The organism is Rheinheimera sp. WS51 (assembly GCF_050936095.1).
Lineage (GTDB): Bacteria > Pseudomonadota > Gammaproteobacteria > Enterobacterales > Alteromonadaceae > Alishewanella.
Map to the genome: position 1 here is coordinate 39,383 of NZ_JBOTRC010000011.1, position 17,041 is coordinate 56,423.

19 protein-coding genes are annotated in these 17,041 nt (G+C 39.2%); 12 read left to right on the forward strand and 7 right to left on the reverse strand.

The window, feature by feature from the left end:
- Nucleotides 1–123 precede the first annotated feature (123 nt).
- Nucleotides 124–879: a 23S rRNA pseudouridine(2604) synthase RluF gene (gene rluF, locus ACRCA4_RS12195; protein WP_433188924.1), complete on the reverse strand. Its 756-nt coding sequence runs from the start codon at nt 877–879 to the stop codon at nt 124–126.
- 209 nt (nt 880–1,088) lie between these two features.
- Nucleotides 1,089–2,726 carry an electron transfer flavoprotein-ubiquinone oxidoreductase gene (locus ACRCA4_RS12200; RefSeq protein WP_433188927.1) on the reverse strand — a complete coding sequence of 546 codons (1,638 nt, stop codon included), beginning with the start codon at nt 2,724–2,726 and terminating at the stop codon, nt 1,089–1,091.
- A gap of 199 nt (nt 2,727–2,925) precedes the next feature.
- On the opposite strand from ACRCA4_RS12200, the gene ACRCA4_RS12205 reads away from it, so the two are divergent.
- Both ACRCA4_RS12205 and ACRCA4_RS12210 read left to right on the forward strand, forming a co-directional pair.
- Nucleotides 2,926–3,675 (forward strand): electron transfer flavoprotein subunit beta/FixA family protein, encoded by a 750-nt coding sequence (locus tag ACRCA4_RS12205; protein WP_433188930.1) that lies wholly within the window; start codon nt 2,926–2,928, stop codon nt 3,673–3,675.
- Entirely contained in the window at nt 3,675–4,601 is a 927-nt protein-coding gene (locus tag ACRCA4_RS12210) for an electron transfer flavoprotein subunit alpha/FixB family protein (RefSeq protein ID WP_433188933.1), read from the forward strand. Before ACRCA4_RS12205 ends, ACRCA4_RS12210 begins: the two co-directional genes overlap by 1 nt.
- A 68-nt stretch (nt 4,602–4,669) precedes the next feature.
- Here the strand turns inward: ACRCA4_RS12210 and fur are convergent, their stop codons facing one another.
- The gene (fur, locus tag ACRCA4_RS12215) at nt 4,670–5,110 is read right to left on the reverse strand and encodes a ferric iron uptake transcriptional regulator (protein WP_433188936.1); all 441 of its coding nucleotides are present in this window, start codon (nt 5,108–5,110) and stop codon (nt 4,670–4,672) included.
- Between the two features lie 150 nt (nt 5,111–5,260).
- Here fur and ACRCA4_RS12220 point away from each other — a divergent pair, with 150 nt between their 5' ends.
- Complete coding sequence (locus ACRCA4_RS12220; protein ID WP_433188939.1) at nt 5,261–5,731, forward strand: DUF4442 domain-containing protein; 471 nt, start codon at nt 5,261–5,263, stop codon at nt 5,729–5,731.
- A gap of 85 nt (nt 5,732–5,816) precedes the next feature.
- Here ACRCA4_RS12220 and fldA read toward each other — a convergent pair whose 3' ends face one another.
- The 4 genes from fldA to ACRCA4_RS12240 form a co-directional block, all read right to left on the reverse strand.
- Entirely contained in the window at nt 5,817–6,347 is a 531-nt protein-coding gene (fldA, locus tag ACRCA4_RS12225; RefSeq protein WP_433188942.1) for a flavodoxin FldA, read from the reverse strand.
- Nucleotides 6,348–6,359: 12 nt separating this feature from the next.
- Nucleotides 6,360–6,632 (reverse strand): LexA regulated protein, encoded by a 273-nt coding sequence (gene ybfE, locus ACRCA4_RS12230; RefSeq protein ID WP_433188945.1) that lies wholly within the window; start codon nt 6,630–6,632, stop codon nt 6,360–6,362.
- A 13-nt stretch (nt 6,633–6,645) separates the two neighbouring features.
- Nucleotides 6,646–6,843: a DUF2788 domain-containing protein gene (locus tag ACRCA4_RS12235; protein WP_433188948.1), complete on the reverse strand. Its 198-nt coding sequence runs from the start codon at nt 6,841–6,843 to the stop codon at nt 6,646–6,648.
- Between the two features lie 63 nt (nt 6,844–6,906).
- Nucleotides 6,907–7,668, reverse strand: a complete 762-nt coding sequence (locus ACRCA4_RS12240; RefSeq protein WP_433188951.1) for an alpha/beta fold hydrolase — start codon at nt 7,666–7,668, stop codon at nt 6,907–6,909.
- Between the two features lie 108 nt (nt 7,669–7,776).
- On the opposite strand from ACRCA4_RS12240, the gene seqA reads away from it, so the two are divergent.
- From seqA to ACRCA4_RS12285, 9 genes are all read left to right on the forward strand, one after another.
- On the forward strand, nt 7,777–8,304 hold the full coding sequence (gene seqA, locus ACRCA4_RS12245) for a replication initiation negative regulator SeqA (RefSeq protein ID WP_433188954.1): 528 nt from the start codon (nt 7,777–7,779) through the stop codon (nt 8,302–8,304).
- Between the two features lie 9 nt (nt 8,305–8,313).
- Nucleotides 8,314–9,963 (forward strand): phosphoglucomutase (alpha-D-glucose-1,6-bisphosphate-dependent), encoded by a 1,650-nt coding sequence (gene pgm / locus ACRCA4_RS12250; protein WP_433188957.1) that lies wholly within the window; start codon nt 8,314–8,316, stop codon nt 9,961–9,963.
- 88 nt (nt 9,964–10,051) lie between these two features.
- Complete coding sequence (locus ACRCA4_RS12255; protein WP_433188960.1) at nt 10,052–10,858, forward strand: SAM-dependent methyltransferase; 807 nt, start codon at nt 10,052–10,054, stop codon at nt 10,856–10,858.
- Complete coding sequence (locus ACRCA4_RS12260) at nt 10,845–11,357, forward strand: GNAT family N-acetyltransferase (protein WP_433188962.1); 513 nt, start codon at nt 10,845–10,847, stop codon at nt 11,355–11,357. Before ACRCA4_RS12255 ends, ACRCA4_RS12260 begins: the two co-directional genes overlap by 14 nt.
- 47 nt (nt 11,358–11,404) lie before the next feature.
- Nucleotides 11,405–11,722, forward strand: a complete 318-nt coding sequence (locus tag ACRCA4_RS12265; RefSeq protein WP_433188965.1) for a hypothetical protein — start codon at nt 11,405–11,407, stop codon at nt 11,720–11,722.
- A 73-nt stretch (nt 11,723–11,795) separates the two neighbouring features.
- Complete coding sequence (locus ACRCA4_RS12270) at nt 11,796–13,496, forward strand: GGDEF domain-containing protein (protein ID WP_433188968.1); 1,701 nt, start codon at nt 11,796–11,798, stop codon at nt 13,494–13,496.
- A gap of 84 nt (nt 13,497–13,580) precedes the next feature.
- On the forward strand, nt 13,581–14,624 hold the full coding sequence (gene astE / locus ACRCA4_RS12275) for a succinylglutamate desuccinylase (protein ID WP_433188971.1): 1,044 nt from the start codon (nt 13,581–13,583) through the stop codon (nt 14,622–14,624).
- A gap of 246 nt (nt 14,625–14,870) precedes the next feature.
- Nucleotides 14,871–16,055: a thiamine pyrophosphate-dependent dehydrogenase E1 component subunit alpha gene (locus ACRCA4_RS12280; RefSeq protein ID WP_433188974.1), complete on the forward strand. Its 1,185-nt coding sequence runs from the start codon at nt 14,871–14,873 to the stop codon at nt 16,053–16,055.
- Nucleotides 16,055–17,032: an alpha-ketoacid dehydrogenase subunit beta gene (locus ACRCA4_RS12285; protein ID WP_433188977.1), complete on the forward strand. Its 978-nt coding sequence runs from the start codon at nt 16,055–16,057 to the stop codon at nt 17,030–17,032. Before ACRCA4_RS12280 ends, ACRCA4_RS12285 begins: the two co-directional genes overlap by 1 nt.
- The last annotated feature ends 9 nt before the right edge of the window (nt 17,033–17,041 follow it).

The window sequence follows — 17,041 nt, forward strand, 5'->3', positions numbered from 1 at the left end:
GTTTTTTCGTTTATAAAATCATTCTCTTCTTGCTATTTTTTAGTGTATGCCGCGCTATTATCGGTTATCAATTTTTCAGTGCTTTGGCATAACCTTATAAATAGGCTATGCCAAATCTATTAGTTAGTCATCAAAGCTATTGGTATTGGCAATGTCTGCATTTTTACTAGATTCAAGTAGCTGGTTTTCTAGCATTTTAATTTCTTGCTCTGTTAATAAACGCCACTGGCCAGGTTTTAGCCCTGCTAGCCTAATGTGCATAATACGTACACGCTTCAAGGTTTTTACTTCATAGCCTAGATACTCACACATACGGCGGATCTGCCGGTTTAAACCTTGCGTGAGTATAATTGAAAAACTTTGCTTAGATCGCTGCGTCACTACACAAGGTTGAGTTATCGTGTTTAAGATTGGCACGCCGGCACTCATTTGTTGAATAAAGCGCTCTGTAATAGGCTTATTAACCGTAACGATGTAATCTTTTTCGTGAGCATTACCCGCGCGTAAAATTTTATTAACGATATCGCCGTCATTGGTTAAGAAAATTAAGCCCTCAGAAGGCTTATCTAAGCGCCCTATAGGGAATATACGCTCAGGGTATTTAATTGCATCAATAATATTGCCCTGAATATGGCGCTCGGTAGTACAGGTAATACCAACAGGTTTATGATAAGCCAGATAGACTAGCTTAGGCTTTTCTTTTAAAGGCTGGCCATTAATTAATACCTGATCATGCTCTGTCACTTTTAAACCAATAGGGGCAAGCTCACCATTAACTGAAACTTGACCCGCCTCAATGTATCTATCGGCTTCTCGCCGTGAACAAAATCCGGTATCACTGATAAATTTGTTTAAACGATAAAGTCTAGGCTCAGACATAAAGGCAAGTGACTCCTAAATAGCAAATTGGTTGCTAGTTTAGAGCTTAGTGAGGTTTTTCGCTACACTAGCATCAAGATTAGTAATGTTTATTTCCAATAAGTAAGTAAAAATGAGGTACTGCTAGACTAAGATGAAACAAGGCAGTACAAGCTTAAACAAGCTTGTACTGCCTAAGGATGGTTTTAAAGGGTTAATAGTTGATGTAACTACATGTTAGGGTAGTTAGGGCCACCACCGCCTTCTGGTGTAACCCAAGTAATGTTTTGTGATGGGTCTTTAATATCACAAGTTTTACAGTGGATACAGTTTTGAGCATTAATATGAAATTGCGGCTGATTACTTTCATCAGTAATAACTTCATAAACACCGGCAGGACAATAACGTTGAGCCGGTTCATCATATACCGCTAAATTGACGGTAATAGGAATGCTGCTATCTTTTAATTTTAAGTGACAAGGCTGTATTTCTTCATGATTAGTATTAGATAAATACACTGAAGACAGTCTATCAAAGCTAATTACATTATCTGGCTTGGGGTAGCTTATTGGCTTAGCCTCATTGCTGGGCTTCATTTGAGCGTAATCAAGACTGTTATCTTTTAAAGTGAAAGGTAACTTGCCACCAAACCAGTTTTGGTCAAGCGTATTAAAGGCACCTCCCCAGAAGGTACCAAATTTATGCATTGCTGGGCCAAAGTTACGTGAACTATAGAGTTCGTCATATAACCAGCTGTTTTTAATCGCATCCGCAAATTGGCTTAAATCTTTACCGCCTAAGGTTTCAGGATCTTTAAGTTCAGCAAATAGTGTTTCAGCAGCTAACATACCTGACTTCATCGCCGTATGGTTACCTTTAATCTTAGCGAAATTTAAGGTACCGGCATCGCAACCTACTAGTAAACCGCCATTAAAGCTCATTTTAGGTAAGCTATTTAGCCCCCCCTTAGCAATTGCCCTAGCGCCATAGCTTATGCGTTTAGCCCCGGTTAGGTACTGCTTTATAACAGGGTGCTGCTTATAGCGTTGAAACTCTTCAAACAGATTGATATGTGGATTGCTATAGTTAAGGTCAATAATTAAACCGACAACAATTTGCTGGTTTTCAGCATGATATAGGTAGCCACCACCAGAGGTTTCTTTATTTAATGGCCAGCCTGCTGAGTGCACCACTAAACCAGCATGATGTTTATCTGCTGAAACATCCCAAATTTCTTTAAAGCCTAAAGCGTAATGTTGAGGTGAGCTATCTTTATCTAATGAAAAATGATTAATCAGTTGTTTGCCTAAATGACCACGGCAGCCTTCAGCGAAAACGGTATATTTCGCTCGAAGCTCCATACCCGGTACATAGCTGTCTTTAGGTTGACCTTGTTTATCTAAGCCCATATCGCCAATTAAAATGCCTTTGACAACATCATCTTCAATGATCACTTCGCTCGCAGCAAAACCTGGGAAAATCTCAACGCCTAATTGCTCTGCTTGTTCGGCTAACCAGCGGCAAACATTGCCCATAGACACTATATAGTTACCACTGTTGTGCATGGTTTTAGGCACGGAAAAATGCGGTAGCTTAGTTGCATTTTCGTCAGATTTAAAAAGATAAATATCGTCATGGGTAACCGGTGTAGTAACAGGGGCGCCCATGTTTTGCCAATCTGGAAATAATTCTTGTAAGGCTTTGGGTTCAAATACAGCACCAGATAAGATATGGGCACCGACTTCAGATCCTTTTTCAACAACACATACCATTAATTCCTGTGATGCCGCTTTGGCTTGTTGCATTAATCGAATAGCAGTAGACAGGCCAGCAGGCCCCGCACCAACGATTACAACGTCAAATTCCATTGATTCTCTTTCCACAGCTAAGACCCCTTGGCTAAAATTGTTTACAATATACGGCATATTTTACTACTTGTAAGGGTATTGCAGGTTGACGTTAACGTCAACAATAAGTAGATTGTGCCCAGTAATTATAAACCGTTTAGATGAAGTATACTCAGCGGCTAGGGCATTATTGCCGCTGAGCTCAAACAACGAGGATTTTATGAAAATATTGGTACCGGTAAAACGGGTAATAGATTATAACGTAAAAGTTCGAGTTAAAGCGGACGAGTCTGCTGTTGATTTAACTAACGTGAAAATGGCTTTAAACCCGTTCTGTGAAATTGCTATCGAAGAAGCCGTACGCCTAAAAGAAGCCGGTGTTGCAACTGAAGTTGTCGTTGTTTCTATTGGTGCTGCCGCTGCACAAGAGCAATTGCGTACCGCATTAGCTTTAGGTGCAGATAGAGCTCTTCATATTGAGACAGAGCAAAACCTTGACTCATTACAAGTTGCTAAGCTATTAGCTAAAGTTGTAGAGGAAGAGCAGCCGAAATTAGTTGTTTTAGGTAAACAGGCTATTGATTCTGACAATAACCAAACCGGACAAATGCTTGCTGCATTAACGGGCATGGGGCAAGGTACCTTTGCTTCTAAAGTTGAAGTTATCAATGATAAAGTTCATGTCACTCGTGAAATTGATGGGGGATTACAAACAGTCGCCTTATCTTTACCAGCTGTTGTATCAACAGATCTTCGCTTAAATCAACCACGTTATGCTTCATTACCTAACATTATGAAGGCGAAACGTAAGCCTTTAGATGTTAAATCAGCAGAAAGCTATGGCGTAGCATTAGACTCTAACGTCAAAACCTTAAAAGTTACTGCACCAGCGACTCGTCAAGGCGGTGTTACGGTTGAGTCGGTTGCAGAACTTGTTGATAAATTAAAGAATGAAGCGAAGGTGATCTAATGGCTATTTTAATAATCGCAGAGCATAACGAACAGGGCTTAAAAGCAGAGACCCATAAAGTAGTACAAGCTGCTAGTGCCATTGGTAGTGATATTACCTTATTAGTTGCAGGCCATAATTGCGCTGATGCAGCGAAAGAAGCGGCAAGCATTAATGGTGTAACTAAAGTATTACATGCTGATAATGCAGTTTATGAACACCAGTTAGCTGAAAATATTGCTGCTTTAGTTGTTGAGCTAGGTAAAGATTACCAGCATATTTTAACGGCTGCGACTACAACGGGTAAAAACTTTTTACCCCGTGTAGCCGCCTTACTTGATGTTGCGCAAATTTCTGATGTTATTGCTATAGAATCGGCAGATACTTTTGTTCGTCCTATTTATGCCGGTAATGCTATTGCAACGGTACAATCATCAGATGCGATTAAAGTGTTAACTGTGCGACCAGCGGCTTTTGCTGCTGCAGAAACGGGTAATAATGCACCAATTGAAGCTGTTTCTATTGCTAAAGATGCCGCGGTTTCAACCTTTATTAATGAAGAGCTGACAAAATCAGAGCGTCCAGAATTAACTGCCGCTAGAGTGGTTATTTCTGGTGGTCGTGGTATGCAAAATGGCGAAAACTTTGCGTTATTAAATGGTATTGCCGACAAACTAGGTGCCGCTATTGGCGCATCACGAGCAGCAGTAGATGCCGGTTTTGTTGCTAATGATATGCAAGTAGGGCAGACAGGTAAAATCGTTGCACCTGAACTTTATATTGCCGTTGGTATTTCTGGCGCTATTCAACACTTAGCCGGTATGAAAGACTCTAAAGTGATTGTTGCTATCAACAAAGACGCTGAGGCACCAATCTTCCAAATTGCCGATTATGGCTTAGTTGCTGATTTATTTACGGTATTACCAGAATTAGAGCAGTTATTATAATAAGATATTTGGCAAAAAAACGGCACCTTAAGGTGCCGTTTTTTATTAATACTGAGCAAGTAGAGTAATTAAAGTAATTCGGTGTTTTTCTTACACTGCACGGTATCTTTACATTCGCCATATAAATATAAACTGTGGTGGGTAAGTTTAATACCGTTTTGCTCTGCAATTTCTAATTGCTTTGCTTCAATCACATCATCATGAAATTCTATAACATTGCCGCATTTTAAACAGACTAAATGATCATGATGGTCATTACCTGCAAGTTCAAATACCGACTTGCCACCTTCAAAGTGATGACGAGTTACAATGCCTGCGTCATCAAATTGATTAAGAACGCGATATACTGTTGCTAGACCAATGTCTTCTCCCAGCTCTAATAACAATTTATAAACATCTTCTGCACTAATATGCTGGTTTTTAGGATCTTGTAATATCTCTAAAATTTTTACTCTAGGTAGAGTAACCTTTAAACCCGCTTTGCGCAGTTCGCTATTATGATCTGACATAAGACCTCTAACGTTATCGTGAATGTAGGTCGATTATAAAGGGATTAAACTATTAAGCAAATCGACTAATAACAGTTTAGCCTAAACAACACCTTGTACTTATCTCTGTGCTTGATAAAATGCAGTAAAGAGGTCATACCAGAGTGTTTTATGAAGTGGTTATTTAAACCTGCCGTTATGAGGCGGCTAATTAATTTTTGGCCACCATTTTTGTTCAGTGGTATAAAAATTGTTGAGTTAAGCTCAGACTATTGCTATTGCAAGGTGGTGTTAAAGTCACGGCCATGGACTAAAAATATTAATAAAAGCCAATATGGCGGTTCCATGTTTTCTATGACTGATCCTATTTACCCTTTAATGCTAATGGGCGTATTAGGTAAGCAATATTTTGTTTGGGATAGACAGGCAGAAATAAACTTTTTGCAGCCAGGTAAAGGCAAGTTAATGGCTGAGTTTCATTTAACTGAAGATAGGCTACAGCAAATTTTACACGCTACAGCTGATGGCAGTAAATACTTCCCTCAGTTTAGAATTGATGTAAAAGATAGTGACGATAACGTAGTTTGTGAAGTATTGCGCACTATTTATGTACGAAAAAAAGGCCAATATCGTCCCGAATAAATAAAATGTGCAACAACCAATAAATATAAAAAAAGCCAGTTTAATTTACTGGCTTTTTAAGATAAGTCACTTTAATAACAAAGTTTTAAAGGCCTTCAAATTCTTTTAGGCTTAACTCTTCATATATTTGCTTGCACCAATCTTTAACTCGCTGCTCGGTTAGCTCTGGTTGGCGGTCTTCATCAATACCTAAACCGATAAAATGATTCTCGTCAGCTAAACCCTTAGAGGCAACAAAGTCGTATCCCTCAGTAGGCCAATGACCAACAATAATAGCGCCTTTGGGTTCGATAATGTCACGCAATGTGCCCATAGCATCAAGAAAATACTCAGCATAATCTTCTTGGTCGCCACAACCGAAAATAGCAACTAGTTTGTTGGTAAAATCGATTTGCTCTAAATCAGGAAAAAAATCATCCCAATCACATTGCGCTTCACCGTAATACCAAGTAGGGATGCCAAATAAAATTAAATCAAAAGCAGCAATATCTTCTTTACTGCTTTTGGCGATATCACGCACATCAAATAAGTGCTTACCTAACTCTTTTTGGATCATTTTAGCAATATGTTCAGTGTTACCTGTATCACTTCCAAAAAATATGCCTACTGTAGCCATTATCTAACCTTCTTACCTGGTCAACATTTGTGTCAAAATATGTTCAATATAGGCGCTACGCGTCATTTGCGCGTCGCTTGCGTGCTGACTTAACTGTTCATACAACTGATCAGACACTTTGAACTCTATACGTTTTAAACCTTTACTGCGATCACGTTTGATCTGATTGCGTTTGTTTAACTTGAGTTGCTCTGCTCGAGGCAGTGGGTTGGTTTTTGGCCGTCCCGGACGTTTATCTTGCGCAAACAAATCAATAGTAGTGCGATCAGTGGCAATTTTAGCCATTAATCTGAACCCTTTACTCAAGAAAAAACGGTATTACGCTTTTAATAACAAATACAAGTGGCGATAGAAATAACACTAGCCAAACAAAGATCTGCCCATACTTAGGCACCTTACTTTTTTTCAAGACATCTACAATCGCCATAACGATAAAGCCGTATAAAATCAGTAAGCCAAGCCATAATCCAAGCGTTTCAATTTGCTCAAAAGCCAATTTATTTCCCCTGCCTGTAAAAAATCGACGGCACTATAGCATAAATTGGCATAAATTGAGCTGTTATACTGATAAAAAATCTTGTACTAATCGGCTAAAAATAACTGGCTTTTCTGCATGCAACCAATGGCCAGTCCCTTCAATTACTTTTATTTTTGCCTGTGGAAAGTGGGCTAGGATCTGCTCTTTATGCTCGGCTAATATATAGTCAGATAAGCCACCTTTGATAAATAAACAAGGGCCTGCAAAAACACCGTTCTGTTGCGGCTCGCCAATTATGTTGTCATATTGCTTAGTTAGTGCGGTTAAATTAAAGCGCCAGTTAAAATTTTGCTCTTGTTTATCTAAGCTTTTTAACAAAAATTGTCGAACACCGGCTTCATTGATATATTGTGCTAAATGCTTGTCTGCATCAGTGCGGCTTTTTATTTCTGCTAAAGGAACTGAATTTAAAGCGGCCAAAATCTGTTGATGTCTTGCTGGGTAAGCCACAGGAGCAACATCTGCTAAAATGAGTTTTGTTACGCGTTCAGGGTAAGCTAGGGCAAAAGCCATAGCTAATTTACCCCCCATAGAGTGGCCTAACATAGCAACTTTACCCAAGTCTAAGTGATCTAAGGTTTGTTTTAAATCTTCGGCCATCAATGGGTAGGTCATTTGCTCGCTGTGTGCAGACAGCCCATGATTACGCACATCTATATTTATAACATGGTAGTGTTCTGCCAAGCTTCGGGCAATAATACCTAGGTTTTCATAACTGCCAAAAAGGCCGTGGATTAATACAATGGGTTCTCCAGAACCTGTAGAATGAGTATGTAATAGCATATAAAGCTCTTAGAGTTGAAATGTTCGCTAGTTTAACAAAGGTTGTTACTGGCGTCAGTCGATAAGGCTTTATATAATGGTAGAAATTTTTGTAGGTGGAATAAATGTATGAAAACCATCGAGATTGATGAAGAGCTTTATCAATATATCGCAGGACAGACACAACAAATTGGTGAAAGTGCTTCAGATATTTTACGCCGTTTATTACTTGGTGATGCAGAAACACAAGTTGCTGTTAGTGCTAAAAGTGAAGAGACGGTTTCTGCTAATTTAGCTGTTAAACAAGAGACAGTGACTAATTTATCGGTTTTTGACTTAATTAATCGTCAAGAGCTACAGGCAGAGTCAAGTGTAGTCGGGCGCTTCTTATTTATCTTATCTGCATTAGCGAGAGCACACAAAAAGCAATTTTCAGCGGTTTTAGAAATAAAAGGCCGTAACCGCCTGTATTTTGGACGATCCTACGATGAATTGTCTGAGGCAGGAAGTAGTACTAATCCAAAACAAATTCCAAACACGCAATACTGGGTTATGACCAACTCTAATACAACGCGAAAAAAATTAATGTTAACTGAAGCGGCCATTAAATTGGGTTATGCAGAAGCGGACGCTGAGCGGATCCGTGATTTACTTTAAGGAAATTCTATGTCTTTACATCCGTTAGCCGGCCAAGCTATTCCGTCCGATTTAATTCCTAATATTAGCCGTTTGATGACGGCCTACTATGTTTTAGAGCCGGATGTAGAGCAGTTTCCTGGGCAAAAAGTTAGCTTTGGTACATCAGGGCACAGAGGCTGCGCGTTAAAACAAACGTTTAACGAGCCGCATGTCTTAGCTATTTGTCAAGCTATTGCTGACTATCGCAAACAGCAAGGCTATACGGGGCCTTTATTCTTAGGAAAAGACACCCATGCGTTATCTGAAGCCGCTTTTGCTTCAGCGTTAGAAGTCCTTATTGCGAATAAAATTCAAGTTTGTATTGAAAAAGATTTAGGCTATACACCGACTCCGGTTATTTCCCATGCTATTTTAACGCAGAATAAAGGCCAAACGCAGCAACTGGCCGATGGCATTGTAATTACACCATCACATAATCCGCCTGAAGATGGTGGGCTTAAATATAATCTACCTCATGGAGGGCCGGCTGATACCCAAGCTACCGCTTGGATTGAACATCGGGCAAATGAATTATTGGCTAAAGATTTAGACGGCGTTCGCATGATGCCTTATCAAGTAGCTTTAACCTCAGGTTACTGCCAGCATATTGATTATATTCAGCACTATGTTGATGATTTAGAAAATGTAATTGATATGGCCGCCATTGCTAAGGCTAATGTACGTATTGCCGTGGATCCTATGGGTGGGTCGGGTATTGCTTATTGGCCTAGAATTGCCGAGCGCTATGGTTTAGATATCACTGTAGTTAATGACAAAATAGACCCGGCTTTTGCGTTTATGCCATTGGACAAAGATGGCAAAATTAGAATGGATTGCTCCTCAGCCTATGCCATGGCAAATCTTTTAAAGCTAAAAAATCAGTATGATATTGCTATAGGCAATGATCCTGACTTTGATCGACACGGCATCGTTACCGCGTCAGGGGGGTTAATGAACCCTAACCATTATTTAGCGACAGCAATTAATTACTTATTAATTAATAGGCCCAATTGGTCGACTGATTTAGCTATTGGTAAAACCTTAGTTTCAAGTGCCCTTATTGATCGAGTGGTGACTAGTCGTGGCCGTACCTTATATGAAGTTCCTGTTGGCTTTAAGTGGTTTGTTGATGGTTTATATGAGCAAAATCTGGCTTTTGCTGGTGAAGAAAGTGCCGGCGCCAGCTTTTTACGGCTAGATGGTACGGTTTGGTCAACTGACAAAGATGGTTTTATTTTAGGGCTACTTGCCGCTGAAATGTTTGCTAAAACGGGGGTAGATCCTTATCAACAATACCAAGCCTTAACCCAAGAGTTAGGAGCACCTTTATATAAACGTATTGATGCGCCTGCTACTACAGAACAAAAAGCAGCATTAAAAGATATAAATGTTACCTCTATCCAACAAACCAACCTTGCCGGAGATACGATTATAAGCGTTGAAACCCAAGCTGCAGGTAATAAAGCTGATATTGGCGGCGTTAAAGTCGTGACTAAAAATGGTTGGTTTGCAGCTAGACCCTCGGGTACTGAAGATAGCTATAAAATTTATTTAGAAAGCTTTATTGATCAAGATCATTTGCTTCAATTAGAGCAAGATGCAAAACTTTTTGTTAAACAAGTTTTTGCTTTGAGTTAAAAATTTAACATTGATGCAATAATTAGTTTTATCTGGAACGAGGCAATGCTAGACTCAATTGAATTGAGCGAAATTTACAGGGATTATTTTGCAAAAAGGAAGCTTAGTTTGTGTTGGAACCGGCATGACATTAGGGGCTCATATTAGTCCCATAGCGCGTAGTCATATTGAGCAAGCTGACATTGTGTTTGTGCTGGTATCTGATGGTGTGACAGAGCAGTGGCTTAACCAAATGAATACGGATGTTAGATCGTTGCAACCTTATTATTTGGAAGGCAAATCTCGGATGGAAACCTATCAGCAGATGGTTTCTGCTATGTTGGCTCAGGTTAAATTAAATAAAAAAGTGGTAGGTGCATTTTATGGCCATCCAGGTGTATTTGCTTGGGTGCCGCATAATGCCATAAAACAAGCACAACAGCTTGGTTTTCATGCCCATATGGAACCTGGGATCTCGGCCGAGGATTGCCTATTTTCTGACTTAGCGATTGATCCAGGCCAGTACGGGTGTCAGCATTATGAAACAAGTCAGTTTATGTTTTATAAGCGTACTATCGATACTGCTGCTTATTTAATCCTCTGGCAAGTGGGGGTGGCCGGTGATAGAAGTTTAGCTAAATTTAGTACCGGAGCAGAATATAAGCAACTATTGGTTGATTTGTTAGCTGAAAGTTATCCTAAAGAACATCAAGTTATTTTATACGAAGCCATCACATTGCCGTTACAAAAACCTAGAATTGAGATTTTATCTTTAGCTAAATTGCCTATTGCTAACATGGACTTTAAAACAACCTTAGTTATCCCCCCTTGTAAAAAGATGCAATTAAACTCTGAACTATTATATCGTCTAGAAGCGATAACGGCATTAGAGCAGGCTCAGCATGCAGCTAAGTGATAATAAAGCCGCTATTTTAACGTATTTTACGTTCACTACAGCAAGATTACGTTTGGAACCAATTGACTCATCTTCTATTGAACTACTTGCAAAATTATATGGTTGTAGTAAAACGATGCAATACATCGCAGATCCGTTATCGTTTAGCAAGATTGAAAAAATGATGTCTGACATCATGTACAAGCAACAACGACAGCATTACGATACTTTATTGTTACGAATAAAGCATAAAGATAACGAGACAGATTTTGGCATAGGCGGGATGCCGTATCTTAACTTGACAAATAAAGAAGCTGAAGTAGGTGTGATGCTATTGCCTTTAGCACAAGGAAAAGGCCTTGCTGTTGAAGTGGTTAAAGCACTCGTAAATATGCTAAAACAGCTTGATGTAAATACTATATATATGAATATTGACCCTGACAATAAAGCGGCAATTATCGGGGCAACGAAAGCTGGTTTTGCTGTATCGTCAGATCCAAGTCGGTACGTATTTCAATAGCCAAAATAACAACAATAATAGTAAAGCTTTATAAACAGGGAGTTAAAATGAAAAACGTAGTAAGTCTACTTGAGTATGTTGCTAGTAACGCTAACTTACAAAATGCATCGGAAGAACAATTGCAACAACTTTTTCTTGCTCAAGGCAGTGATAGCGAAATATTGGCTGCTTTACAGCAAAATAAAGTGCATGAATTAGAAACAGCATTAGATGCAAGAACTGGCCTAATTTGTGGCGTTATGCCAGCAGAAGAGCCTCAGAAACAGCCTGATGATGAGCCTGCACCGCAAGAGGAACCGGAAGAACCTGAAGATAGTTCAGCTTCATTGCATAATGAAATTGAAGCATTTAGGTTAATTGGCTAATAAGATGCCTTATTCAGCGATGGACATAAAAACCTATATATTTGCATTACTGTTATTATTGTCTTTGCCTCTAATGTCCAAGACAGTTGACGAAGCTGAAATGGGAGCGACAAATAGAACCATCGCTGAAAAATTGCTTTATGCCGATAAAATTAAGAGTAGTGAGCCAAATACACTGTCTGATTTGTTACTTGAAATTTCGGACAGTGGTCAGAAACTAACCACACGACAGCATGATTATTATCAATATCTCTATGGTTACTCTTTGGCCTATAACGGCAAATATTTAGCTGCTATTGAAGTGCTGAAAAATATTATTGATAGTGAAGATAAAGAATTAGCTTATCGTGCTATAGCTGTTATTTCTAATAGCTATCTATTAACTAAACAATATATGGATGTTTTTTATTTTCTTGATAAGTTAGATGAGCTAGAGAAGTTTGTAGTTACGTCTTCTGCACTAGAAAATGGTATTGGCTTAAAAGCTATGCTGTACAACAAACTTGGGGTATATTCTTTAGCGAAATCGTATTCGTTACAGTTAATAGAAAATGCTCAGGACCCACGCTATAAATGTATCGGTTATCAGTTATATTCCGAAATCCTCTCTAATCTAAACGATAAAGTTGAATTTGAACGAATATATCCAGAGGCAATAGAGTATTGTAATTCTATTAATGAACTATTGTGGATGAACATTATTCATGCTTATGAAATTAAGTTTTTAATCGAAGAACAAAACTTTAGTCGTGGACTATTAATGCTTGATAAACACTTAGCGGCAGTTAAAGCGACTCAGTATCCTTTTATTAAAACTGTTTTTTATGCATTTTATGCTGAAGCTTATTTTGGTTTGGGCCATTATGAAAGAGCTTTAGAAAATGCCGACTTAGCAATTGCTACCGGTGAAATAGATAATGTCTATCAAGCACATTTAATGGCATATAACGCAAAATATAAGGCACATAAAGCGCTTGGCGATAGTGAAGCTGCGCTAGCAAGTTTAGAGTTTTATAGTGATATTAGCGCGACCTACAACGATGAAAAGTTAAGCCAACAAAAAGCTTTTTATCTTGCCCGGGGAGAAATTGAAACTAAAAATCAGCGCATTGCATTATTAGATAAAGACAACGAGTTACTTTATTTGCAAAGTAGTATTTACGAGCAAGAAGTTAAAAACCAGCGTTTAATGGTAACCTTGTTAGCTGTGGTTGTTTTTATTGCTATTGTGCTTGCAGTAAGAGCAATATTTGGCCGAAATCGCTTTAAAATATTAGCTGAGTTTGATCATTTAACAGGCATAAGCAACCGGTATCACTTTAATAATCAGGCAAAAATTTCACTAGAATATTGTGAGACAAATAATAAACCTGCTTCATTAATTTTATTTGATTTAGACTTTTTTAAGAGGATTAACGATGATTATGGTCATGCTACCGGTGATTGGGCATTACAAAAAGTAGTTAAATCCTGCCGTAACTTTATGCGCAATAATGATATTTTTGGCCGAATAGGTGGTGAAGAGTTTTCTATATTATTACCCGGTTGCCAACCCGATAAAGCATTATTGCTAGCAGAGATTTGCCGTGAGGCGATTAGTGCGATAGATACAACTGAAAGTGGCCATAGTTTTACATTAAGTGCCAGTTTTGGCGTGAGTAACTCTATTACATCGGGTTATCAATTGAAGCAATTACTTGCTGATGCAGATCATGCTATGTATCAAGCTAAAAAACAGGGTAAAAATCAGGTTGAAGAGTTCGAAGCCCATTAATCATGTCTTATCATTTTGGGTTACTTTGTCTGTTCACTAAACTAGGATAGAATTACGTTAGTTTAGATAACAGGAGAAGTGTCGATGGTAGAAAATGTCATCCCAGGATATGATTTCTTAGCTTTAAGTTTGGCTAACCCTAATCAATTAACTGCGCAAAAATTTACTTTGGCGAATAATACAAAGGTTGAAATTTGTGATACTGGCATTATTCGTTTTCAACCTGCTGAAATAACTGAAAAAGATATTGTCTTGTCATGCGGGATCCACGGCAATGAAACCGCTCCTATTGAAATTTGTGCCGAGCTAGTTAAAGATCTGTTGCAGGGTGATTTAATTTTAAAGCATCGTTTATTAGTTATTTTTGGTAACTTACCGGCGATGTTAGAAGGTAAACGTGAAATAGATGAAAACTTAAATCGTTTGTTTTCTGGTCATCATAGTTTAGGTGATGGGGTGATAAACCCAGAGCGAATGCGTGCTAAAACACTAGAGCATTACGTAAGCCAGTTTTATCAAGCGGCAGAGAAAACCGATAGCCCAAGGCATCGTATGTTGTATGACTTACACACGGCAATTCGCGGCTCTCGATTTGAGAAGTTCGCAGTTTATCCTTTTTTACATGGCAAGCCTTGGCATAAAAATCAATTCGAATTCTTACAAGCCTGTGATGTAAGCACAGTATTACTTATGCAAACACCGGCTTCAACCTTCAGTTATTACGCGTCGAATACGCATAGCGCGGACTCTTTCACCATTGAATTAGGTAAAGTAATGCCCTTTGGACAAAACGATATGTCGCGTTTTACTAAAGTACGCCAAACGTTACGTGATTTAGTTAGCCAAGAGGCAGTAACTACGCCGACTTTTGCCGAAGAAAACTTCAATCTGTATCGTGTATCCCGAGCAATCAATAAACAAACAGATGCCTTTACGCTGCAATTTGCAACTGATGTTGAAAATTTTACGGCTTATCCAGTAGATACGGTACTGGCAACCGATGGTGATATAGTGCATAAAGTTGAGCAAGCAGGAGAAGCCATTATTTTCCCTAATGCTAATGTCGCTATAGGTCAGAGGGCCATGTTATTAGTAGAGCCTACGAGTGTTAGTGATAATTTACTTTAATGCTTTAGTAAATTTTTTCTGACACTAATAATGCAATAAACATGGCTAATTATCGGTGCTAGGTTGCAATGCAGTTTACGTAAAGGTAAAGTTGCGCCGAGATTAATTAGAACAAACCGGTACCAGACTGAGTCTGACATAAACGGGGAATGCAACTAACGTTGCAGTAAAGTTGAGTGTAGTTTAGTGACATAAACGGCGCTTTAACCAACATGTCTATCATGTACAACAAATAAGAGACACCCTATGACTAATCCAAATAACGCCACCATTACTACGGTGCACACGGCAGAATTCACTGCTGGTGATGCGTTAAAAATTCCAACACTGCGTATTTTACGTGATGACGGCAGTTTATATGATGGTGCAACCGAGCCAGAATTAGATAAAGAAACTGCGCTTAAAATGTATGACACTATGGTATTTACTCGCGTTTTAGACGAGCGAATGTTAGCTGCTCAACGCCAAGGCCGCATTAGCTTTTATATGCAGTGCCTAGGTGAAGAAGCAACAACAGTAGGTAGTGCTGCAGCGTTAGATGATAAAGATATGATTATGGCGCAATATCGTGAGCAAGGAGCCTTGCGCTATCGTGGCTTTACTTTAGAACAGTTTATGAATCAGCTTTTCTCAAATGAGAAAGATTTAGGTAAAGGCCGTCAAATGCCTGTGCATTATGGTAGTAAGGATATTCACTATATGACTATCTCATCACCATTAGGCACGCAAATACCTCAGGCAAGTGGTTATGCTTATGCCCAAAAGTTACGTGGCTTAAAAAATACGACTATTTGCTATTTTGGTGAAGGTGCTGCATCTGAAGGCGATTTCCATGCTGGTTTAAATATGGCGGCTGTGCATAAAGCGCCAGTGATCTTCTTCTGTCGTAATAATGGCTATGCTATTTCTACACCTGCTAATGAGCAGTTTGTCGGTGATGGTATTGCTAGCCGTGGTGTGGGTTACGGTATGAAAACCATCCGTGTTGATGGTGCTGATATTCTAGCTGTGTATCAAGCAACAAAAATGGCACGTGAATTTGCCTTAGAGCATAACGAACCTATTTTAATTGAAGCGATGGCTTATCGCTTAGGTGCTCACTCATCTTCAGATGATCCAAGTGGTTATCGCTCTAAAGAAGAAGAAGAAAAGTGGCGGCAAAATGATCCTATCTCACGCTTTAGGTTATGGTTAATTGAAAAAGGCTGGTTAAATGACTCTGACGACAAGTCGATCATAGATTCATTGCGTACCGAGATCCTAGATGCATTAAAAGTGGCAGAGAAGGTTGCTAAGCCTGGTATTGAGCATTTAATTTCAGATGTGTATAAGCATCCTATCCCTGCGCTAGAGCAGCAGTTAGAAGAATTAAAAGCGCATATCCGTAAATATCCTGAAGCTTATCCGATTACGGCGGGGAGATTAGACTAATGGCAAAGATGAATATGTTACAAGCCATTAATAATGCGCTTGACTTAGCAATGGCTAAAGACGACAGCGTAGTGTGTTTTGGCGAAGACGTTGGACATTTTGGTGGCGTATTTCGTGCAACCAGTAAGCTGCAAGAAAAATATGGTAAAGCACGCTGTTTTAATACGCCATTAACCGAGCAAGGTATAGCGGGTTTTGCTAATGGTATGGCGGCACAAGGCATGAAACCAGTCGCTGAAATTCAATTTGCTGATTATATCTTCCCAGCCTTTGACCAAATAGTTAATGAAACAGCTAAATTCCGTTACCGCTCAGGTGATGAGTTTAATGTTGGCGGCTTAGTATTTAGAAGCCCTTATGGTGGCGGTATTGCCGGTGGTCACTATCATAGTCAATCACCAGAAGCTTACTTTGCTCATACACCAGGCTTAAAGGTTGTTATTCCTCGTGATCCATACCAAGCTAAAGGATTATTATTAGCCTCAATAGCTAGCCCAGATCCAGTTATCTTTTTTGAACCGAAAAAATTATATCGGGCTTCAACGGGTGAAGTGCCTGAAGAGTATTATGAAATTGAACTTGGCAAAGCCGAAGTCACTCAGCAAGGTAAAGATATTACTGTCTTAGCTTGGGGAGCTCAAATGGAGACGGTACAAAAAGCCGTTGACATGGCAGCTAAAGAGGGAATTTCATGCGAGGTTATTGACCTGCGCAGTATCTTACCTTGGGATGCTGAAACCGTAGCAAAATCGGTTATGAAAACAGGTCGTTTAGTCATAAACCATGAAGCGCCGTTAACCGGTGGTTTTGCTGGTGAAATTGCTGCAACTATTCAAAAAATGTGTTTCTTACATTTAGAAAGCCCAATAGAGCGAGTCTGTGGTTTAGATACTCCATATCCACTGGCATTAGAAAAAGAGTATGTTGCTGATCACTTAAAAACATACGAAGCGATTAAACGCGCAATTAACTTTTAGGAGGCAGTA

Excerpts from the sequence above, each read along its gene's own strand:
- ACRCA4_RS12200 (WP_433188927.1), bottom strand. The coding sequence starts at position 2,726 with ATGGAATTTGACGTTGTAATCGTTGGTGCGGGGCCTGCTGGCCTGTCT.
- fldA (WP_433188942.1), bottom strand. The coding sequence starts at position 6,347 with ATGGCTACAGTAGGCATATTTTTTGGAAGTGATACAGGTAACACTGAA.
- ACRCA4_RS12220 (WP_433188939.1), top strand. The coding sequence starts at position 5,261 with ATGAAGTGGTTATTTAAACCTGCCGTTATGAGGCGGCTAATTAATTTT.
- rluF (WP_433188924.1), bottom strand. The coding sequence starts at position 879 with ATGTCTGAGCCTAGACTTTATCGTTTAAACAAATTTATCAGTGATACC.
- ACRCA4_RS12205 (WP_433188930.1), top strand. The coding sequence starts at position 2,926 with ATGAAAATATTGGTACCGGTAAAACGGGTAATAGATTATAACGTAAAA.
- astE (WP_433188971.1), top strand. The coding sequence starts at position 13,581 with ATGGTAGAAAATGTCATCCCAGGATATGATTTCTTAGCTTTAAGTTTG.
- ACRCA4_RS12285 (WP_433188977.1), top strand. The coding sequence starts at position 16,055 with ATGGCAAAGATGAATATGTTACAAGCCATTAATAATGCGCTTGACTTA.
- ACRCA4_RS12280 (WP_433188974.1), top strand. The coding sequence starts at position 14,871 with ATGACTAATCCAAATAACGCCACCATTACTACGGTGCACACGGCAGAA.
- seqA (WP_433188954.1), top strand. The coding sequence starts at position 7,777 with ATGAAAACCATCGAGATTGATGAAGAGCTTTATCAATATATCGCAGGA.
- ACRCA4_RS12265 (WP_433188965.1), top strand. The coding sequence starts at position 11,405 with ATGAAAAACGTAGTAAGTCTACTTGAGTATGTTGCTAGTAACGCTAAC.
- pgm (WP_433188957.1), top strand. The coding sequence starts at position 8,314 with ATGTCTTTACATCCGTTAGCCGGCCAAGCTATTCCGTCCGATTTAATT.
- ACRCA4_RS12240 (WP_433188951.1), bottom strand. The coding sequence starts at position 7,668 with ATGCTATTACATACTCATTCTACAGGTTCTGGAGAACCCATTGTATTA.
- ACRCA4_RS12270 (WP_433188968.1), top strand. The coding sequence starts at position 11,796 with ATGTCCAAGACAGTTGACGAAGCTGAAATGGGAGCGACAAATAGAACC.
- ybfE (WP_433188945.1), bottom strand. The coding sequence starts at position 6,632 with ATGGCTAAAATTGCCACTGATCGCACTACTATTGATTTGTTTGCGCAA.
- ACRCA4_RS12210 (WP_433188933.1), top strand. The coding sequence starts at position 3,675 with ATGGCTATTTTAATAATCGCAGAGCATAACGAACAGGGCTTAAAAGCA.
- fur (WP_433188936.1), bottom strand. The coding sequence starts at position 5,110 with ATGTCAGATCATAATAGCGAACTGCGCAAAGCGGGTTTAAAGGTTACT.
- ACRCA4_RS12260 (WP_433188962.1), top strand. The coding sequence starts at position 10,845 with ATGCAGCTAAGTGATAATAAAGCCGCTATTTTAACGTATTTTACGTTC.